Source organism: Pararhizobium sp. DWP1-1-3 (genome assembly GCF_049896125.1).
Taxonomy (GTDB): Bacteria; Pseudomonadota; Alphaproteobacteria; order Rhizobiales; family Rhizobiaceae; genus Pararhizobium.
The window spans coordinates 94,983-114,114 of the sequence record NZ_JAFCTR010000012.1 but is presented as its reverse complement, the minus strand read 5'-3'; the positions used below and the strand labels follow the sequence as shown (position 1 = coordinate 114,114).

22 protein-coding genes are annotated in these 19,132 nt (G+C 59.9%); 16 read left to right on the top strand and 6 right to left on the bottom strand.

The window, feature by feature from the left end:
* Positions 1–118 precede the first annotated feature (118 nt).
* Together ACP7BS_RS21820 and ACP7BS_RS21815 are read right to left on the bottom strand one after the other, a co-directional pair.
* Positions 119–538 carry a TIGR02301 family protein gene (locus tag ACP7BS_RS21820; RefSeq protein WP_426239804.1) on the bottom strand — a complete coding sequence of 140 codons (420 nt, stop codon included), beginning with the start codon at positions 536–538 and terminating at the stop codon, positions 119–121.
* A 54-nt stretch (positions 539–592) separates the two neighbouring features.
* Positions 593–1,030 carry an NUDIX hydrolase gene (locus ACP7BS_RS21815; protein WP_426239803.1) on the bottom strand — a complete coding sequence of 146 codons (438 nt, stop codon included), beginning with the start codon at positions 1,028–1,030 and terminating at the stop codon, positions 593–595.
* 80 nt (positions 1,031–1,110) lie between these two features.
* On the opposite strand from ACP7BS_RS21815, the gene ACP7BS_RS21810 reads away from it, so the two are divergent.
* The 3 genes from ACP7BS_RS21810 to ACP7BS_RS21800 are packed head-to-tail and all read left to right on the top strand — an operon-like array spanning position 1,111 to position 2,890.
* The gene (locus ACP7BS_RS21810) at positions 1,111–1,413 is read left to right on the top strand and encodes a hypothetical protein (protein ID WP_426231891.1); all 303 of its coding nucleotides are present in this window, start codon (positions 1,111–1,113) and stop codon (positions 1,411–1,413) included.
* Complete coding sequence (locus ACP7BS_RS21805; RefSeq protein WP_426239802.1) at positions 1,410–2,096, top strand: nucleotidyl transferase AbiEii/AbiGii toxin family protein; 687 nt, start codon at positions 1,410–1,412, stop codon at positions 2,094–2,096. The genes ACP7BS_RS21810 and ACP7BS_RS21805 overlap by 4 nt, the downstream gene beginning before the upstream one ends.
* Positions 2,096–2,890 (top strand): SOS response-associated peptidase, encoded by a 795-nt coding sequence (locus ACP7BS_RS21800; RefSeq protein ID WP_426239801.1) that lies wholly within the window; start codon positions 2,096–2,098, stop codon positions 2,888–2,890. Before ACP7BS_RS21805 ends, ACP7BS_RS21800 begins: the two co-directional genes overlap by 1 nt.
* A gap of 21 nt (positions 2,891–2,911) precedes the next feature.
* Here the strand turns inward: ACP7BS_RS21800 and ACP7BS_RS21795 are convergent, their stop codons facing one another.
* Positions 2,912–3,049, bottom strand: a complete 138-nt coding sequence (locus ACP7BS_RS21795) for a hypothetical protein (RefSeq protein WP_426231888.1) — start codon at positions 3,047–3,049, stop codon at positions 2,912–2,914.
* Between the two features lie 412 nt (positions 3,050–3,461).
* Here ACP7BS_RS21795 and cysS point away from each other — a divergent pair, with 412 nt between their 5' ends.
* The 10 genes from cysS (at position 3,462) to ACP7BS_RS21745 (ending at position 10,483) form a co-directional block, all read left to right on the top strand.
* Positions 3,462–4,853, top strand: coding sequence for a cysteine--tRNA ligase (gene cysS, locus ACP7BS_RS21790; protein ID WP_426239799.1), 1,392 nt, complete (start codon positions 3,462–3,464; stop codon positions 4,851–4,853).
* Between the two features lie 56 nt (positions 4,854–4,909).
* Entirely contained in the window at positions 4,910–5,164 is a 255-nt protein-coding gene (locus ACP7BS_RS21785; RefSeq protein ID WP_426239798.1) for an antitoxin, read from the top strand.
* The gene (locus ACP7BS_RS21780) at positions 5,161–5,583 is read left to right on the top strand and encodes a type II toxin-antitoxin system VapC family toxin (RefSeq protein WP_426239797.1); all 423 of its coding nucleotides are present in this window, start codon (positions 5,161–5,163) and stop codon (positions 5,581–5,583) included. The genes ACP7BS_RS21785 and ACP7BS_RS21780 overlap by 4 nt, the downstream gene beginning before the upstream one ends.
* On the top strand, positions 5,580–6,062 hold the full coding sequence (locus ACP7BS_RS21775; RefSeq protein ID WP_426239796.1) for a GFA family protein: 483 nt from the start codon (positions 5,580–5,582) through the stop codon (positions 6,060–6,062). The genes ACP7BS_RS21780 and ACP7BS_RS21775 overlap by 4 nt, the downstream gene beginning before the upstream one ends.
* Entirely contained in the window at positions 6,059–6,553 is a 495-nt protein-coding gene (locus tag ACP7BS_RS21770; RefSeq protein WP_426239795.1) for a GFA family protein, read from the top strand. The genes ACP7BS_RS21775 and ACP7BS_RS21770 overlap by 4 nt, the downstream gene beginning before the upstream one ends.
* A 1-nt stretch (position 6,554) precedes the next feature.
* Positions 6,555–7,028, top strand: a complete 474-nt coding sequence (locus ACP7BS_RS21765) for a GFA family protein (RefSeq protein WP_426231882.1) — start codon at positions 6,555–6,557, stop codon at positions 7,026–7,028.
* 35 nt (positions 7,029–7,063) lie between these two features.
* Positions 7,064–8,023, top strand: a complete 960-nt coding sequence (gene pip / locus ACP7BS_RS21760; protein ID WP_426239794.1) for a prolyl aminopeptidase — start codon at positions 7,064–7,066, stop codon at positions 8,021–8,023.
* A gap of 213 nt (positions 8,024–8,236) precedes the next feature.
* Positions 8,237–9,850, top strand: coding sequence for a citramalate synthase (gene cimA, locus ACP7BS_RS21755; protein WP_426239793.1), 1,614 nt, complete (start codon positions 8,237–8,239; stop codon positions 9,848–9,850).
* A 79-nt stretch (positions 9,851–9,929) separates the two neighbouring features.
* On the top strand, positions 9,930–10,154 hold the full coding sequence (locus ACP7BS_RS21750; protein WP_426231879.1) for a DUF433 domain-containing protein: 225 nt from the start codon (positions 9,930–9,932) through the stop codon (positions 10,152–10,154).
* Positions 10,154–10,483, top strand: coding sequence for a DUF5615 family PIN-like protein (locus ACP7BS_RS21745; RefSeq protein WP_426239792.1), 330 nt, complete (start codon positions 10,154–10,156; stop codon positions 10,481–10,483). Before ACP7BS_RS21750 ends, ACP7BS_RS21745 begins: the two co-directional genes overlap by 1 nt.
* Positions 10,484–10,502: 19 nt before the next feature.
* Here the strand turns inward: ACP7BS_RS21745 and ACP7BS_RS21740 are convergent, their stop codons facing one another.
* Positions 10,503–12,488: a bifunctional 2',3'-cyclic-nucleotide 2'-phosphodiesterase/3'-nucleotidase gene (locus ACP7BS_RS21740; RefSeq protein WP_426239791.1), complete on the bottom strand. Its 1,986-nt coding sequence runs from the start codon at positions 12,486–12,488 to the stop codon at positions 10,503–10,505.
* A gap of 239 nt (positions 12,489–12,727) precedes the next feature.
* Here ACP7BS_RS21740 and rarD point away from each other — a divergent pair, with 239 nt between their 5' ends.
* Positions 12,728–13,666 (top strand): EamA family transporter RarD, encoded by a 939-nt coding sequence (rarD, locus tag ACP7BS_RS21735; protein WP_426239790.1) that lies wholly within the window; start codon positions 12,728–12,730, stop codon positions 13,664–13,666.
* Positions 13,667–13,889: 223 nt separating this feature from the next.
* Here the strand turns inward: rarD and ACP7BS_RS21730 are convergent, their stop codons facing one another.
* Both ACP7BS_RS21730 and ACP7BS_RS21725 read right to left on the bottom strand, forming a co-directional pair.
* Positions 13,890–14,126 (bottom strand): transcriptional regulator, encoded by a 237-nt coding sequence (locus ACP7BS_RS21730; protein ID WP_113246030.1) that lies wholly within the window; start codon positions 14,124–14,126, stop codon positions 13,890–13,892.
* Between the two features lie 117 nt (positions 14,127–14,243).
* Positions 14,244–14,864 carry a TIGR00730 family Rossman fold protein gene (locus ACP7BS_RS21725; RefSeq protein ID WP_426239789.1) on the bottom strand — a complete coding sequence of 207 codons (621 nt, stop codon included), beginning with the start codon at positions 14,862–14,864 and terminating at the stop codon, positions 14,244–14,246.
* 260 nt (positions 14,865–15,124) lie between these two features.
* Between ACP7BS_RS21725 and ACP7BS_RS21720 the strand changes: the two genes are divergently transcribed.
* Both ACP7BS_RS21720 and ACP7BS_RS21715 read left to right on the top strand, forming a co-directional pair.
* Complete coding sequence (locus tag ACP7BS_RS21720; protein WP_426239788.1) at positions 15,125–17,029, top strand: LysM peptidoglycan-binding domain-containing protein; 1,905 nt, start codon at positions 15,125–15,127, stop codon at positions 17,027–17,029.
* A gap of 204 nt (positions 17,030–17,233) precedes the next feature.
* Positions 17,234–19,117 carry an ABCB family ABC transporter ATP-binding protein/permease gene (locus tag ACP7BS_RS21715; protein WP_426239787.1) on the top strand — a complete coding sequence of 628 codons (1,884 nt, stop codon included), beginning with the start codon at positions 17,234–17,236 and terminating at the stop codon, positions 19,115–19,117.
* Positions 19,118–19,132: the final 15 nt, after the last annotated feature.

The window sequence follows — 19,132 nt, the reverse complement described above, 5'->3', positions numbered from 1 at the left end:
CACGCTCTTTACTTGGCACCAGACTCGGGGCGATGCCACTTCTTACCACTCTCTTAACAACCTTAGCAGCCTTTTCCCAAAACGACACGGGCTCCTGTAGAAAGAGGTTAATTTATCGTTAATTTCCAAAGCGGGCGGTTATTTCTGAAGCAAGTGTTGCTCCTTCGGCACGATATCGTTCGTCGGCAACCACGGCCGGAGGCGTGCAGGCAGTATAAACGGAGGCGAATGCCCGGTACCCGCGATTAAAGGCAGCCGTCATGCGCGCCCGCCGCTCAGCTTCGCCCAGCGCCTCCTTGTCGAGCAGGTCCTGCATCGATTGCCGCCAGGTATCGGCGGCCGGATCCTTGCAGAGCGTGCGCAAATAGTGAACGGAACCAAGGATTTCCGACAGACGCAGCAGGCGCGCATCATAAGGGGCAGGTTTTTCGGTGGCTACCGGGACACCGAGCGGCGGCGTGCCCTGCGCCTGCACACCGAGTGGCAGGCCGACAAAAGCCAGTAGCAGAAACGATCGTGTGGCCAGAAAACGGATCATTGCCCTTTCAAGCCCCGAATCATGTCGGGGAGCAAGGGGAATTTGGTGAGGCTCTTATCGCGGTTGCAGTGTTTGCAGTTTTTCCACGCATTGCCGCACGCTTTCGGGGATGGGCAGGCCAAAGATTTCATCGGCCGTATACCAGCCAAGATCAGCCGCATCGTCAGCTGCGACGGCAACACGATCCGTATCGGCATCGACCGTGAATACCGAAAGAAAGAAATGCCTGGCGCTCACCCCATCCGATTCGCTCGGCGGCAGATCGTAGGTCTCAAACAGCAGCGGATTGCGCGGCAAGATGCCGGTTTCCTCATGAAACTCGCGCACCGCCGTTTCCGCCGGCGTTTCCCCAGCCTCGGCGCGGCCACCCGGAAACGCATACATATCGGCCGATGGCGGATTGGCGCGGCGCACAAGCAGGTAACGCCCGTTGCGTTCGAGAATGGCCGACGAGGCGAGTTGAGGAGAGGCCGGGGTCATATCGTCTTTCATCACAGGCATTCCTAACTTCTGGCCTATATTCTAGCTCGCCAACGAAATACAATGAACGCCAGCGAAGCAAGAGCATGGACATGACGGCACGCACGATAGATCGGGATGGCTTGGCGCTCCTTGCCGAAAAATATATCTGGTGGAAATCCCCGCAGGATGCGGTGGATGAGCCTGAACGTGTGATCGCGCAGGTGATGAATATAGGCGATTTCGAGGATATCCAGCGTGTCGAAGCATTGGCTGGAACCGAAATTCTAGCAGACGTTTTAACCCAGGCAGAGATCGGGCAATTCACCCCGCGCTCCTGGTTCTACTGGCATTACCGGCTTGGCATCGCTGAAATCGGCGAGGTACCGGCGTTGCCGTCGCGGAGATTGGGGTGATCACTTTCATTCCGCATCTGGAAACATTGCCGATAGAGCAGCAGGCAATCTGGCCGCTGCTAAGACCGGCTGCCGGACTTGGATTGGTGCTTTATGGCGGAACCGCAATCGCGTTGCGTCTTGGGCACCGGCAATCCATCGATTTCGATTTTTTCACCGAGCACTTCCTGGATTTTGACGCACTTTACGATGCGATGCCGTTTCTACGGCCAGCCACCGTCATTCAGCAGGAGCCGAGTACGCTGACTGTGCTCGCCACTTCAGCCGACTCGCCAGGCAGCCCCGTAAAAATATCCTTCTTCGGCCCTGTCCGTACGGGAAGGCTTGGTACTCCGCAATTCACAGACGATGGCGTCCTGTTAGTCGCATCGCTGGACGATGTGTTCGCGACCAAGGTCAAGGTTCTGCTCCAGCGAGTAGAGGTGAAGGACTACCGGGATATTGCTGCGATGATCAGAGACGGGCGGGATTTGGCAAATGCGTTGGGCGGTGCGCGGGCGCTCTACGGGGCATCGTTCCAACCGAGCGAAAGCCTGAAGGCTCTCACCTATTTCGAAGGCGGCGATCTGCATCAGCTGTCGCGACAGGATCGTCTGACGCTCGTCGATGCCGTCAAAGCAGTGAGAAACATTCCAAGTGTGGACATTATCGGTAACAGCCTGGCGATCGGGGTGAGGGTATAATGTGCGGACGATTTTCGCTGACGGCGACACCGGAGGAAATGGCGGATTGTTTCGGTCTCCTGGAAACCGACGACTTTCCGGCGCGCTTTAATATCGCCCCCACTCAGCCGATCCTGATCGTCATGTCCGGCGAGCGCCAAAGGCCGGGCAGCAATCTGCCGGACCGCAGGGCGCTTCTGGTCCGCTGGGGATTGACGCCGTCCTGGGTCAAGGACCCGCGTGATTTTCCGCTGTTGATCAATGCGCGCGCTGAAACGGCGGCCGAAAAGGCCTCGTTCAAGGCAGCGATGCGTCATCGGCGCGTGCTGATCCCGGCCTCGGGCTTTTATGAGTGGCATCGGCCATCGAAGGAAAGCGGCGAGGCATCGCAGGCCTATTGGATCAAGCCCAGAAACGGCGGCATCGTTGCGTTTGCAGGGCTGATGGAGACATGGTCCTCGGTGGATGGATCCGAGGTCGATACGGCCGCAATCTTGACCACGCATGCCAATGTGCGGATCGGCGATGTGCATGATCGCATGCCGGTGGTGATCAAGCCGGAGGATTTTGCCCGCTGGCTTGATTGCCGCACGCAGGAACCGCGCGATGTCGCTGATTTGCTGGCGCCGGTCGATGACGACTATTTCGATGTCATCGCTGTGTCGGACAAGGTGAACAAGGTGACCAATACCGGCGCCGATCTTCAGACGCCGGTGCATGTATCCACGCGGCCTGCCTCAAAGCCGCCTGCTTCACAGCCGCCAGCCGTAAAGCCGAAAGACCCACCTGCAGATCCGCAGCTGTCGCTCTTTTGAGCGATCATGCCATATCTTCACTCAAGCGGGCTTTTTGACCGGCTTCGGCTTGATCTGCAGCGCGGCGGCAAGCACGGCCTTCAGGCCGAGCGGACGGTATTGCTCGACGAGATTGGCCGCCGCTCGCGGACTGTTCTTGTCGGTTTTTGTAGCAGGCATTTCAAACTCTCCTCAGATGCTTTCCCTAAGCGGAAACGCTTCGCCTATGTGTTCTCCACCAGAACGGCGTTCCCTTTTGTGCCCCAGGAAACAGGCTTTAATGTGCAAGTGCTCAACGCCCTGCGTCCCCGGACATCTGGCCTCTCCAGATAAGCCAAATCATGACAAAACAATGACGAACAATACAGTATCGCACCATAAGATGCTGGTGCGCAGCTGACCTCTTGACCGGAACGGATCGAAGCGCGATAAAGCACCCCATGAAAACGGTTATCTGCATCCTCTGCCGGATTATTATTCGCTAGCCCCACCGCTGGCCTGGCCGTTTTCGTCTCCCGAAATTCAAGATGACAACGCGTTGGTCCAGCCGGGCGCCTGCGTGATTCGGTGATATGCGGAATGGGAGATTGGAATGGACGGACTGCCGGAATTGAAACTGTACAACACGCTGACGCGGGAAAAGGTGATCTTTGCGCCGATCGATCCCGACAATGTCCGCATGTATGTTTGCGGCCCCACGGTCTACGACTTTGCCCATATCGGCAATGCCCGCCCGGTCATCGTCTTTGACGTGCTCTACCGGCTGCTGCGTCATGTCTACGGCGAAAGCCACGTCACCTATGCGCGCAACATCACCGATGTCGATGACAAGATCAACGCGCGGGCGCTGCGGGATTTCCCGGACCTGCCGCTGAACGACGCCATCCGGGCGGTGACGGAAAAGACCGAGACGCAGTTTCTTGAGGATGCAAAGGCGCTCGGCTGCCTTGAGCCGGACGTGCAGCCACGCGCCACCGACAACATCGCCCAGATGATCGAAATCATCGAGACGCTGATTGCCAAGGGCCATGCCTATGCAGCCGAAGGCGAAGTCCTGTTCGATACCCGCTCGATGGCGGACTACGGACAGCTGTCGAAGCGCAATCTCGATGAACAGCAGGCCGGTATCCGCATCGCTGTGGATGCGCACAAGAAAAACCCGCAGGATTTCGTACTGTGGAAACTGTCGTCCGACAATGAGCCCGGCTGGGAAAGCCCCTGGGGCAGGGGCCGTCCCGGCTGGCATATCGAATGCTCGGCGATGAGCCAGCGGTATCTCGGCGAAACCTTCGATATTCATGGCGGCGGGCTGGACCTGATCTTCCCGCACCATGAAAACGAGATCGCCCAGTCGCGTTGCGCCCATGGCACAGATGTGATGGCCAATATCTGGATGCACAACGGTTTCGTGCAGGTCGAAGGCCGCAAGATGTCGAAATCGGACGGCAATTTCGTCACCATCCATGATCTGCTGCATACTGAGACCTTTGGCGGCCGCAAATGGCCGGGCGAGGTGCTGCGTCTGGCCATGCTGATGACGCATTACCGCGAGCCGATCGATTTTTCGATCAAGCGGCTGGAGGAGGCGGAGCGCCTGCTGGCCAAGTGGCCTGCCGGAAAACCAGGCACTGCCACCCCGGATGCGTCCGTGCTCAACGCATTGGCTGATGATGTGAACACGGTGGCGGCGGTACAGGCCCTGCACGCTTTGGCCTCTGCCGCCAATGCCGATCCGGCCGTGCTGCCGGTCTTTGCCGCAAGTGCCGCTTTGCTTGGTGTTTTGCCGAAAGAGGCGGAGGTTGACGGCGCGGTTGCATCGGCGGTCGGCGCGCTGGTGGCGATGCGGCTCGAATTGCTCAAAGCCAAAAACTTCGCCGAAGCCGACAAGATCCGCGATGATCTAGCCACCAAGGGCATCCAGCTGAAGGATGGAAAGGATGCGGCGACGGGAGAACGGGTAACGACATGGGAGGTCAGGCGCTAAACTTGTCTTACTGACGATGTAGGCATATGCTTTGGCCTATGCTGAAGGAGGCTGTCATGAATGTCATCAAGGTTGACCAGGGACGCGAGGTAAAACTCTTTCGCAACGGCCGCAATCAGGCCGTCCGTATTCCCGTGGAATTCGAACTCCCGGGAAACGAGGCGATCATGCGCAAGGAAGGCGACCGGCTGATCATCGAGCCGAAAAAGAAAAGCGGCTTGCTGGAGTGGCTTCGTTCCATTGAACCCTGGGATGAGGAATTTCCGGATCTCGATGAAAAGCAGTTGCCGCTTGAGGATGTCGATCTGTGAGCGTTTGGCAGTACATGCTCGACACCAATATTGTGTCGCACATGATCCGCGTTCCCGAAGGCGAGGTCGTACGCCGCGCTGAAAGTGTTGGAAGCGACATGCTTTGCATCAGCGCTCTCGTCGCGTCAGAACTTCGCTATGGCGCGGTGAAGCGAGGCTCGGAGCGCCTGTCATCGCTGGTGGAAAACATGCTGGAACGCCTTGATATCGTAGCATACGAACCCGCCGCTGCAGTGCACTATGCGGAGATTCGTGATCATCTTGCACGCAGCGGCAATCTCATTGGTCCCATGGATATTTTGATTGCTGCCCATGCCCGTGCACTGGATCTTATTTTAGTGACCGACAACACTCGCGAATTTTCGAGGGTCGAGGGTTTGAATATCGAAAACTGGCTGGCGGCGGAGGAGCATCCATGACCATTCTCGTCCATACCGGCGGCTGCCAGTGCGGTGCCGTTCGCTTTCGCGTCGAGGGCGAACTTGGGGATGCCTCCGTCTGTCACTGCCGGATGTGCCAGAAGGCTGCGGGAAATTTCTATTTGCCACTGGTTTCCGTGCGTCAGGCAAAGCTTTCCTGGACGCGCGGCGAACCCAAACGCTTCCAGTCTTCCAATGCGGCATTTCGCGGTTTCTGCGGCGATTGCGGCACGCCGCTGACCTATGAAGCGCCGGATGGCGTGGCGTTGGCAATCGCCGCGTTCGACACGCCGGAAGGCATCGTTCCGAAAATCCAATGGGGCATCGAGGCAAAGTTGCCCTATGTCGATCACATCCCGCAATTGCCGGGCGAGGACACGATGGCCGATCAGGGTGCGACATCGTTTCTCGCCAATCTCGTCTCCTACCAGCATCCGGATCATGATACGGCAAAATGGCCGCCGGAGGAGCGCGGATGAGCATCAGCCGCATCTATACTGGTGGCTGCCAGTGCGGCGCGGTGCGCTATCGGGCGGAAGGAACGCTTGGCGATCCGCATCTGTGCCATTGCCGCATGTGCCAGAAGGCATCCGGCAATTATTTCATGCCGCTCGCCAATGCGCCGCGCGTCAATTTCAGCATCACCCGCGGCGCCCCGGGCTGGTTCCGCTCGTCGCATCTGGTCCGGCGCGGCTTTTGTTTCCTTTGCGGCACGCCGCTGTTTTACGATATGCCTGAGGCCGATTTCATCAATATCGTGCTCGGCTCGCTCGACGATCCCTATGATGTGCGGCCGTTGACCCAATCCGGCGTCGAATCGCGCGTGCCCTGGTTTTCGCATCTGCCGGGATTGCCCGGCACGGAGACCGACAACGGCAGTGAGCCGATCACTGAACGGCATATTGCCATTCTCGAATCGAACCGCCAGCATCCCGACTACGATACGCAACATTGGCCACCGGAGGACTGAGATGACCGAAACCACTCGAACCGGAGGCTGCCAGTGCGGTGCCGTTCGCTTCAAGATTCATGGCACGCTCGGCCGCCCGTCGATCTGCCATTGCCGCATGTGCCAGAAGGCGTTCGGCGGCTTCTTCGGCCCGCTTGTCACTGCGAAAGGCGAGACGGAATGGACGCGCGGTGAGCCGAGCTACTTCCAGTCTTCCGTCAACATTGCCCGCGGCTTTTGTGCCGCCTGCGGCACGCCTTTGACTTATAAACATCCGGGCGGACTGGAAATCGCCATCGGCGCCTTCGACGATCGCTCCGATCTCGCGCCGCAGATCCAGGTCAATTTCGCCGCCCGCAATGCCTGGGTGACGACAATCTTCGAGCAGCCGGTGCACGAGGATCCGAATTATTACATGCAGCAGGAGCAGGTCATCTCCTTCCAGCATCCGGACCACGATACCGAGGTCTGGCCGCAATTTCCGCACATTTCCTGACCGGCCGCTTTAAATCATCCCTGAAAGCAGACAGCATGACCGAAATTCTCCGCACGCTCTATCCTGAAATCGAGGCCTATGCCTCCGGCCATCTCGACGTTGGCGACGGCCACGCGATCTATTGGGAAAAATCCGGAACGCCGGGCGCCAAGCCCGCCGTCTTCCTGCATGGCGGCCCCGGCGGCACGATCTCGCCCAACCATCGCCGCCTGTTTGATCCGAAGCTCTATGACGTGACACTGTTCGACCAGCGCGGTTGCGGCAAGTCCATCCCGCATGCGGAACTGGAAGCCAACACCACCTGGCATCTGGTTGCCGATATCGAGCGGCTGCGCGAAATGGCCGGCGTCGAACAATGGCTTGTCTTCGGCGGCTCCTGGGGCTCGACGCTGGCGCTCGCCTATGCGGAAAAACACCCGGAGCGCGTCTCTGAACTGGTCGTACGCGGTATTTATACGCTGACCAAGGCCGAGCTCGACTGGTACTATCAGTTTGGCGTCTCGGAAATGTTCCCGGATAAATGGGAACGCTTCCTTGCGCCCATCCCGGAAAACGAACGCCACGAGATGATGCACGCCTATCACCGGCGGCTGACCAGCGACGACCGGGCGACCCGCCTTGCCGCCGCCAAGTCCTGGAGCATCTGGGAAGGCGAAACCATCACGCTTTTGCCGGAACCATCCACGAGCGACAAGTTCGAGGAGGACGAATTCGCCCACGCCTTTGCGCGCATCGAAAACCATTTCTTCGTCAATGCCGGCTGGCTGGACGAGGGACAGCTGCTGCGCGATGCCCACAAGCTCCACGGCATCCCAGGCGTCATCGTCCACGGCCGCTACGACATGCCATGCCCGGCAAAATATGCGTGGGCTTTGCACAAGGCCTGGCCGGAGGCGGAGTTTCATCTGATCGAAGGGGCGGGACACGCCTATTCCGAGCCGGGCATTTTGGACAGGCTGATCCGAGCGACGGATGGGTTTGCGGGGAAGAATTGATATGACTGCGTATGCCGCTTACACCCCCCTCTGTCACTCCGTGACATCTCCCCCTCAAGGGGGGAGATCATTCTTTTCCCTAACCAACTTCCCCGTGAGGCGAGCACAGAGCATGCGGCCAATCTCCCCCCTTGAGGGGGAGATGTCGGCGTCGCCGACAGAGGGGGGTATGTTGCGGCAAACTCGGAGCGATCCTGCACGGGAGATGCTGCAATGAGAGAACGTATCCACCTCTTCGATACCACGCTGCGTGACGGCCAGCAGACGCCGGGCATCGATTTTTCCGTCGAGGACAAGATCGCCATCGCGGCGATGCTGGACGATTTCGGCATGGATTATGTCGAGGGCGGCTATCCCGGCGCCAACCCGACCGATACCGAATTCTTCAGCAAGAAACGCACCGAGGCGGCCCGCTTCGTCGCCTTCGGCATGACCAAGCGTGCCGGTGTGTCCGCCTCCAACGATCCGGGGCTAACAAGCCTTTTGCAGGCAGAAAGCGACGCGATCTGTCTTGTCGCCAAGAGCTGGGACTATCATGTCCGCGTCGCCCTTGGCTGCACCAACGAGGAAAACCTCGAATCGATCCAGTCCTCGGTCGAGGCCGTTGTCGAAAGCGGCAAGGAAGCGATGATCGACTGCGAGCATTTCTTCGACGGCTACAAGGCCAATCCGGCCTATGCGCTGGCCTGCGCCAAGACCGCCTATGAGGCCGGCGCCCGCTGGGTGGTGCTGTGCGATACCAATGGCGGCACGCAGCCGCCGGAAATCCGCGATATCGTCACGGCCGTCATCGCCCATGGCGTGCCCGGCGCCAATCTCGGTATCCATGCGCATAACGACACCGGGCAGGCGGTCGCCAATTCGCTGGCCGCCGTCGAGGCAGGCGTGCGCCAGATCCAGGGCACGCTGAACGGCATCGGCGAGCGCTGCGGCAATGCCAATCTGGTGACGCTGATCCCGACGCTGGCGTTGAAGGAAACCTATACCAGCCGTTTCGAGACGGCGATCGATGCCGACCGGCTGCAGGAACTCACTCAGCTGTCGCATGCCTTCGACGAGCTTCTCAACCGCTCGCCCGACCACCAGATGCCCTATGTCGGCGCCTCCGCCTTTGCCACCAAGGCCGGCATCCATGCCTCGGCACTGCTGAAGGACCCGCGCACCTATGAGCACGTGACGCCGGAAAGCGTCGGCAACCTGCGCAAGGTCATGGTGTCGGACCAGGGCGGCAAGGCCAATTTTATCAATGCTTTGAAGCGCCGCGGCATCATCGTGTCCAAGGACGATCCGAAGCTCGATAAGCTGATTTCCATCGTCAAGGAAAACGAGGCCACCGGCTATGCCTATGAAGGTGCCGACGCCAGCTTCGCCATTCTTGCGCAAAGAATCCTTGGCTCGGTTCCGGATTTTTTCCATGTCGAAAGTTTCCGCGTCATGGTCGAGCGCCGCTTCGATGCCAACGGCCATCTGAAGACCGTCTCGGAAGCGGTGGTCAAGGTTTCGGTCGATGGTGAAGCAACCATGTCGGTCGCCGAAGGCCATGGCCCCGTCAACGCGCTCGATCTGGCGCTGCGCAAGGATCTTGGCAAATACCAGTCGGAGATCGAGGATCTGGAACTGGTGGACTACAAGGTCCGTATCCTCAACGGCGGCACCGAGGCCATCACCCGCGTCCTGATCGAATCCGTCGATGGCACCGGCGCCCGCTGGTGGACGGTCGGCGTCTCCGACAACATCATCGACGCATCGTTTCAGGCGCTGATGGATTCGATCGTGTTCAAGCTGCTGAAGAACCGCGATCAGGCGGGGCTGGCGGCGGCGGAGTAAAAAACAAGATGAGGCGACCGGCCTTCCACAACATGTTACTATTGCCGGACCATGCGCCGGGGCACCATGAGGAAGCAGAATGAGCGAAATCCACCGGATTACCATCGATCCTGAACAATGCGGCGCACGCCCGACCCTGCGAAACCTTCGTATCCGTGTCAAGGACGTGTTGGATTTGTTGGCAGCGGGCGCAAGCCCCGCCGAAATCCTTGAGGATTACCCCCTGCTTGAAATGGGCGATATCCAAGCGGCGCTGGAATATGCCGCCCGCCAAAGCGACCATCCCGTGCTGCATGTTGCGTGATGAGGTTTCTTGTCGATGCGCAGTTGCCTCCGGCCCTGGCGCGGTGGGTCACGCTCAACGGGCATGATGCGGCGCATGTTGCTGACATAGGCATGCAGGCCGCTACCGATCGGCAGATATGGGACTACGCTTTGGCGGAAGACCGGGTCATCATAACGAAAGATGAGGATTTTGCCCAGCGCAAGGTTCTGGCGCATCACAGTCCAGCAATTGTCTGGATGAGATGGCGAAATACGCGCCGCCAGGAGCTTCTGACCCGGTTCGAAACAGTTTTACCGGCAGTCCTCGCCGCACTGGCGCGCGGCGAAACCTTGGTTGAGGTGATCTGACCACGCTGTCAGCCTCACCTCACAACACCAGCCGAAACTTCGCAAACCCATCGGCGCCATCGCCCGCATCCTCGATCTTCACGCCCTTGACGTCAGCAATCAGCCCGCGTGCCTTCGGACCGCTTTCGAACAGCGCCGTTGCACCCGCCACCGGCGCAAAACTCCAGTTGCCGTCAGCGGATGGATTGATCGTGCCTTCGGCGATGATGTAGCGGACGATGACGTCGCGGTTGGTGTCGGGAGCGGCGAAGACCACCTTATCACTGGCGATCTCGGGAAATTTGCCGCCGCCGCCGGCGCGATAATTATTGGACGCGACGACGAATTTCTGCGCCGGGTCGATCGGCTTGCCCTCGAAGGCAAGATTCTGGATGCGGTTTGAATCCGGGTTCACCGCCTTGCCGTCGCCGTCATATTTGGCCGGTTGCGACAGGTCGATCTGGTAGGTGACGCCATCGATGATGTCGAAATTGTAGGAGGGGAAGGCGGTGTTGAGCAGGGCCACGTCCTTGGCGCCGGGTGCGACGGTGTTGAACATGCCGGCCGACATTTCCAGCCAGTTTTTTACCTGCGCGCCGGTGACGACGACGGCCTGCACGGTGTTCGGATAGAGATAGAGATCGGCGACGTTCTTGATGGCGATATCGCCGGTGGGCACATCGGTATAATAATCCGCGCCGCCGCGGCCGCCCGCCTTGAAGGGAGCGGCTGCCGAAAGCACCGGCAAGTCCTTGTACTCGGTCTCCTTCAGCATGTCCTTGATGTACCAGGTCTGCGCATTGGAGACGATCTGCACGGAGGGGTCGTCGGCCACCAGCGCGAAATAGGAATAGAGCGGTGCTGTGGTCTTGCCGACCGGCGTGCGGATATAGGCGAGCGTCGCCTCATGCTCGGCGCTGGCGGCTGCAATGACATCGGCGCGGTCGGGAACATCGGCGACCACCTTCTTGTCCTCACGGTGATAGATCGGCCGCGCCTCGGTGGTGAAATCGACGATCTTCCAGCTGTTGCCGTCTTTCTCCAGCAGAAGGTCGATCAGGCCGAGATGCGAGCCCCAGAAACCGCCCATCACCGCAGGTTTGCCGAGCAGCGTGCCCTTGACCGGATCGACGCCTTCGATGCCGTCGAAACTCTTGGGACCGGGGAAGACGAGGTGCTGGTGGCCGGTAAACACGGCATCGATGCCCTCGACACCGGCGAGATACAGAGACGCATTCTCCATGCGGTCGCTCTGGCCGGAGCCATCGATACCGGAATGGGAAAGCGCGATGATGATATCGGCGCCTGCCTCCTTCATGGCAGGCACCCAGGCTTTGGCGGCCTCGACGATATCGCGTGTCTGCGCCTTGCCCTCAAGGTTCTTGATGTCCCAGAGCATGATCTGTGGTGGCACGAAGCCGATAATGCCGATCTTCAGTTCGCTTGCGGCGCCCGAGCCGTCGGTGATGGTTTTTTCGATGATCGTGTAGGGCTTGAAGAACAGCGTATCGTCTTTGGGATTGGCCGCGAGTTGCCCCTTGGTCAGGTTGGCGCAGACGTAAGGGAAATTGGCGCCGGAAAGCACCTTGAACATATAGTCGAGGCCATAGTTGAACTCATGGTTCCCCAGCGTTCCGGCCTCGTAGCCGAGCACATTCATCGCCTTGATGACCGGATGCACGTCGCCTTCCTTCATGCCGTGCTGATAGGCCATGTAGTCGCCCATCGGATTGCCCTGCAGGAAATCGCCATTGTCGACGAGGAAGGAATTGCCGGCCTCGGCGCGGATGGCGTCGATGATCGAGGCGGTGCGGGCAAGGCCCAGCGTGTCGTTCGGCTTGTCGCCGTAATAGTCGTAAGGGAAGACATGGACGTGGATGTCGGTTGTTTCCATGATGCGCAGATGCGCCTGATTGGCGGCCGCGCGCGCTGCAAAGGGGTGCAGAAGGACGAGGGCAGAGGTGGCTGCAACACCGCTCAGCAGCGAGCGGCGGGTAATCGGGTGGAGCGCGAGGATGGATGACATCTAAAATTCCTTCGTCTGACCGGTCATTGCCTGGAGGGAACGTAAAGCGCCAGACTGTGAAATGCACCCCGTAAAATCTGGGTGTTTTGTCGATCCCGTAACAATTCTCTGACCGTCGATTGTGAGCTTTGCTGTAGCAAGGTTCACGGAAATGAATTGGTTGATCAACCGTCTTTGGAGTACGACGGCCAAAATGACTTAAGGCTGCCGCAGGGCAAGCCGCAACGGGATGAAACGCCATGTCTGACGAGAAACACGCACCCGCGGTGCAAAATGGCGATTCCCCCCGGGGATTTGCCTTCGCGCTGACAGCCTATCTTCTCTGGGGCTTCCTGCCGTTCTTCATGAAGGCAATTGCCCATATCCCGGCTTCCGAGGTCGTGGCGCACCGCATCGTCTGGTCGGTGCCGCTGGCCGGTGCCGTTCTCATCCTGCTTGGCCGCACGGACGACGTGAAGGTCGCTCTGCGCACCCCGCGCATGCTGAAGATGGCGATGCTGACGGCAGTGCTGATCACCATCAACTGGGGCATCTATGTCTGGGCAATCGGGGCAGGGCGGGCGCTGGAAACGGCGCTCGGCTATTATATCAACCCGCTGTTCTCGATCTTTCTTGGTGCGGTGCTTCTGAAGGAGAAACTCAATCCGGCGCAGATCATCGCGATCGTTCTGGCCGCCATCGCCGTCGTCGTGCTGGCCTTTGACGCAGGCGGGCTGCCTTGGGTCTCGATCAGCCTGGCACTGTCCTGGGGGCTCTACGCCTTTCTCCGCAAGACGCTGCCGGTCGGCCCCAATCAGGGCTTTTTCCTGGAGGTTTTGCTGCTCAGCGTTCCGGCCCTCGGCTATATCGCCTATCTGGAGTTTACTGGTCAGGGACATTTCCTCGATACCGGCTGGGCCGACGTTGCCTGGCTGATGGCCTGTGGCGTCGTCACCGCGATCCCGCTGATGATCTACGCCAACGGTGCCAAGCTGCTCAAGCTCTCGACGATCGGCATCATGCAGTACATCGCCCCGACGATGATCTTCATCATCGCCGTCTTCGTCTTCCACGAGCCCTTCGGCACGTCAAAGCTGATTGCCTTCATTCTGATCTGGGCAGCACTGGCGGTCTATTCGACATCGATGATCCTCGAAAGCCGCGCCCGCCGGGCGGCGGTGCCAAACCCGGCCGAATAGTCAAGCATGATTCGCTAGACTGCGCTGCAGGTCTGCGAAAACGATACGCCTTCAATCAAAGTCCCAAGCGCGGTTAGCGATCCTAAAGGATCGCGCCGGGGTTATGCGTCGTCCGGCCATTCACGAGCGCCGTCGGCTGCTCGTGAATTGCGCGTAGCGACGTAATCGCCGATGCGGGAAAGCTCCAGGAGATAGCGCTTCGTCCATACGATCCGCACGGATTTTATGTCGGGCTATATTTGTTGAGAACCGCTGCAATGTCTTCAGCCGTGGCAAAGTCGCCGCGATCGGCTTCCTCGATACCGTCCTGTACGCCCTCGATCCACTTCTCCTGCCAGGCAAGGGAGCGGCCGTGCGAAAGTGCGTCCTCAATGATCTGCTGGCGCGTCAGGGCGGAACGGGCGGTCAGTTTGTCGATGCGGCGGCTGAGGTCTTCGGAAATACCGTTCTTATCGCTCATGGAAATCATCTTCCTCGCTCGACCAATATCCCCGGCAGGATACAACTCTGCGGCAGAGCGATCAACACCGCTGAAACGGGCCGGATGGCATTGTCAAATGCCGTTCCGGCCGTAGCGTCACAGCTTGGCGATGATCCCGTCGTCGCCGTCGCGGTCGACTTGGCTTGCCCAATGGGCCAGAAGGGCCGGGACGACCTCGTCGGCGGCATCGATGACCAGCGGTTGGACGAGATGGGCGGTGTGGATGAAGCCGCTGTCGGCCATATGGTGGATCAGCTTCATCAGCGGATCCCAGAAGCCGTTGATATTGACGAGCACGATCGGCTTGCGGTGGCGGCCAAGCTGCGCCCAGGTCATCACCTCGACGATTTCCTCCAGCGTGCCGATGCCGCCAGGCAGCGTCACGAAGGCATCCGAGCGCTCGAACATCTTGTGCTTGCGCTCATGCATGTCCGGCGTGACGATCAGTTCGCTGAGTTGTCCCAGCGAATGACGGGTGGCCTCCATATCCATCAGGAATTCTGGTATGATGCCGGTAACGCGGCCGCCATGCGAAAGCACGCCGCTTGCGACGGCCCCCATGATGCCTTTGGTTCCGCCGCCATAGACCAGGCGAAGGTGATTTTCAGCAATGGATTTGCCGAGAATCCGGCCGGCTTCCATGAAGGACGGATCGCGTCCGGGCTGTGAGCCGCAATAGACGCAGATGGATCGAATCGGGATATTTTTCTCACTCATGGGCCAAAGAGACATCGCGGGGCAGCATGCGTCAAGAAAAATGACGGGAAACAGGGCTTTCGGCCGGTCTGAACATACGGCGATGCTTGTGGAAAACCTCGGGAATCGTTAGCAATTTTTAAGCATGAGCTGACGTTATGGACTGGCTGATTCCGGTCAGCAGAAACAAGCGGAAAGCTGCGGGCATAAAGGCTTGGAAAAAGCTGTCCTTCTGCGCCCATGTCGGGCGCAGGCGGTTCCGGGCCATTTGGAGATTTTGCATGATGAAGAACAAGGCCGGCTGGGTGGCCCTTATCGTCCTGGCAATTGCGTCGCTGCTGATGATTTTCTTTGTCATGCCCAATATCAACGGCAGCAAGGACAAGGTCACGGCGCAAGCGCCGGCCGATGGTGTGGCCAATCAACCCGACGCCAAGCTGGCCGACGTCAAGCCCGCGGACGCCAACAGCGCCGACGCAAAGGGCGCCCGGCCGACGGCTGGGAGCGAAGCGGCGAATGGTCCGGCAACCGATGCGACAGGCGTCAAGCCAGCCGATCCGGCAGCCGCATGGACGGTGCCGGGCTTCGACGTGCTGCGCGTCGAGCCGGATGGATCGACGGTGATTGCCGGGCGGGCACAGCCCAATACCAAACTCGAGATCGTCAACGGCGAAACTGTGGTTGGAACTGCCGATGTCGGCGCCACCGGCGATTTCGCCGCGATCTTCGATAAGCCGCTTCCGGCCGGCGACTATCAGTTGACGTTGCGCAGCGTCGGCGAAAACGGCGTCACCAAGTCCTCGGAAGAAGTCGCGACCGTCTCGATCCCGAAGGACAAGACCGGCGAACTGCTTGCCATGGTCTCGAAGCCCGGTGAAGCAAGCCGCATCATCACCAAACCGGTGACTGACGCGGCTGCTGCTGCCGGTCAGGTGGCGAAGGTTGAGCCAGCCCCGACCGCAGCAACAGCGACGGATATCTCCAAGCCAGCCGATACTGCTGTTTCCACTCAGACCCCGGCGACGGCTGATGCCGCCACAGCAACCGGCGACAAAGCGCTCGTCGCTGTCTCCGCAGTCGAAATCGAAGGCAAGAAGATTTTTGTTGCCGGCAATGCCAAGGCCGGTGCGCTGGTGCGCATCTATGCCGATGACACGCTGGTGGGGGAAACTAAGAGCGACGAACAGGGCCGCTTCGTCGTCGAGGGCACGATCGAGCTGCCTGTCGGCAATCACACGATCCGTGCCGACATGATGGGTGCCGATGGCCGCAAGGTCGAGCTGCGTGCCGCCGTGCCATTCGATCGTCCGGTCGGCGATCAGGTGGCGGCTGTGGCCCAGGGGAACGCTCAGGGCTCTGTCGTCCCGTTCGATGGCGGCAGCTTCGATGGCTTGCGCCTGGAGGCGACCAAGGCGCTCAGCCTGCTGAAAGGCCTGTTTGCCGGTGGCAAGGTGCCAACGGCAGAAGAACTGGCGGCTGCCCGTTCGGCCACAGAAATTGCCCTGAAGTCGCTTGCCGATTTCAAGGTTGCCGACAATCTGGACGCCAATGTCAAGGAAATGGCGGCCAAGACCGCCACGGCCGCGACGGATGCGCTGACCATGCTGAAGGCGCTTCCGAAGGATGCGGCCAGCGTGTCGGCATCGCTGGGCAAGATCGAGACTGCAGTCGGCTCGGCGCTGATGCCGCGCACCGATGGTACGGGTAACGATGCCGTTGCCAGCCAAACTGCGACGCCGGCACCCGCTCAAGAGAATGCTGCAGCTGTAAGCACGGCACCCGCTGAAAGTGTCGATCCTGCAAAGCCTGCGACGGCGGAAACCGCACAGAAGCCTGCCGTAGAGTCAACCGCGCCTTCCGCAGAGTCAGGCACGCCTTCTACGGTAACCGGCAACGCCGCTGTAGCCACCGGCCAGGCTTCTGCTGAACCGGAAACCGTCCAGCAGGCGCCGTTGCAGCAGAGCAAGACCTCGGTGATCATCCGCCGTGGCGATACGCTCTGGCAGATCTCGCGGCGCGTCTATGGCGCCGGTGTGCGCTACACCACGATCTACCTCGCCAACGAGGATCAGATCACCGATCCCGACCGAATCCTGCCCGGCCAGATATTCGGCGTGCCGGACAAGGCAATGTCTGAAACCGAATCGGAAGAGATGCACCGCAAGCATGTGAAGCATCTGCCCTGATCGCTTTTTGCCGCGGGCTCCATTGCCGCGGGTGCTTGTAAGACCTATCTGAAACATAAAGCGGCGCCTTGAGAAGGGCGCCGCTTTCAATTGGAAAATTGCGTTTGTATGCCTTTGCCGGATGCCCTTCATCCGGGCGACATCTATGGCATGCAATGACGGCTGTCTCTGACAGGCAACCGGGGAACGAAGGCGAGACAAGACGTGGCGCAGAAGAAGACGGTATCGGCGGATTCAGGCAATCCGCTGCAGACGATCATCAATCTCTGGCCCTATATGTGGCCGAGTGACCGCGCCGACCTGAAGATGCGGGTCGTCTGGGCGACGGTCATCCTTTTGATCGCCAAGGTCGTGCTGCTGCTCGTGCCCTATTTCTTTAAATGGGCGACGGATGCGCTGAACGGCAAGACCGACATTGTCGGCGTTTTGCCGGTGGTCTTCACCGGCGCCGTCATGCTGGTGCTGGCCTATAATCTTGCCCGCCTGCTGCAGGCAGGGCTGAACCAGCTGCGCGATGCGCTGTTTGCCAGCGTCGGCCAGCATGCGGTGCGCCAGCTTGCCTACCGCACCTTCATCCACATGCACCAGCTGTCGCTGCGCTTCCATCTGGAGCGCCGCACCGGCGGCCTGTCGCGCATCATCGAGCGCGGCACCAAGGGCATCGAAACCATCGTCCGCTTTACCATCCTCAACACGGTGCCAACCCTCATCGAGTTCCTGATGACGGCGATCATCTTCTGGTGGGGCTATGGTTTCAGCTACCTGCTGGTCACTGCGGTGACGGTGGTCATCTATATCTGGTTCACCATCAAGGCCAGCGACTGGCGCATCGGCATCCGCCGCGCCATGAACGACAGCGACACCGACGCCAACACCAAGGCGATCGATTCGCTGCTCAACTTCGAGACCGTCAAATATTTCGGCAACGAAGAAATGGAAGCGAAGCGCTTCGACCAGTCGATGGAGCGCTACGAGCGCTCGGCGACGCAGGTCTGGACTTCGCTCGGCTGGCTGAACTTTGGTCAGGCGGTGATTTTTGGTGCCGGCACGGCAATCATGATGGTGATGTCGGCGCTGGCCGTCCAGCGCGGCGAGCAGTCGCTCGGCGATTTCGTCTTCATCAACGCCATGCTGATGCAGCTGTCCATCCCGCTCAATTTTATCGGCTTCGTCTACCGCGAAATCCGTCAGGGCCTGACCGATATCGAGCAGATGTTCGACCTGCTCGAAGTGGAGGCCGAGGTCATCGACAGCCCGGATGCGGTGGAGCTGGCGATCGGCAAGGGCGCCATCGCTTTCAAGGACGTGCACTTCGCCTATGATCCGGCCCGGCCGATCCTCAAGGGTATCTCGTTCGAAGTGCCAGCCGGCAAGACCGTCGCGGTCGTCGGCCCCTCCGGTGCAGGCAAATCGACCCTGTCCCGGCTGCTCTACCGGTTCTACGACGTGCAGGAAGGCTCGATCACCATCGATGGCCAGGATGTGCGCGATGTGAAGCAGAAGAGCCTGCGCGCCGTCATCGGCATGGTGCCGCAGGATACCGTGCTGTTCAACGACACCATCGCCTATAACATCCGCTACGGCCGAACCTCGGCCTCGCAGGCCGAAGTCGAGGCCGCTGCCGACATTGCCCAGATCGGCGGCTTCATCAAGAGCCTGCCGGAAGGTTATGGCGCCATGGTCGGCGAGCGCGGCCTGAAACTGTCGGGTGGCGAAAAGCAGCGCGTGGCGATCGCCCGCACCGTTCTGAAAAGCCCGCCGATCCTCATCCTCGACGAGGCGACTTCGGCGCTGGACACCCGCACCGAGCAGGAAATCCAGACGGCACTCGATATCGTCTCGCAGAACCGCACGACGCTGGTCATCGCCCACCGGCTTTCCACCGTCATCCATGCAGACGAGATTATAGTCTTGAAGGACGGCGGCATCGCCGAACGCGGTACCCATGGCGAGCTGATCGATCGCGACGGCCTCTACGCCTCGATGTGGAACCGTCAGCGCGAGGCGACGCAGGCCGAGGAGACTTTGAAGAAGGTGCGCGAGAGCGACGATCTCGGCGTTGTGGTGCGCGGTCCGGCTGCGGTTTGAAAGTCAGATCACGGT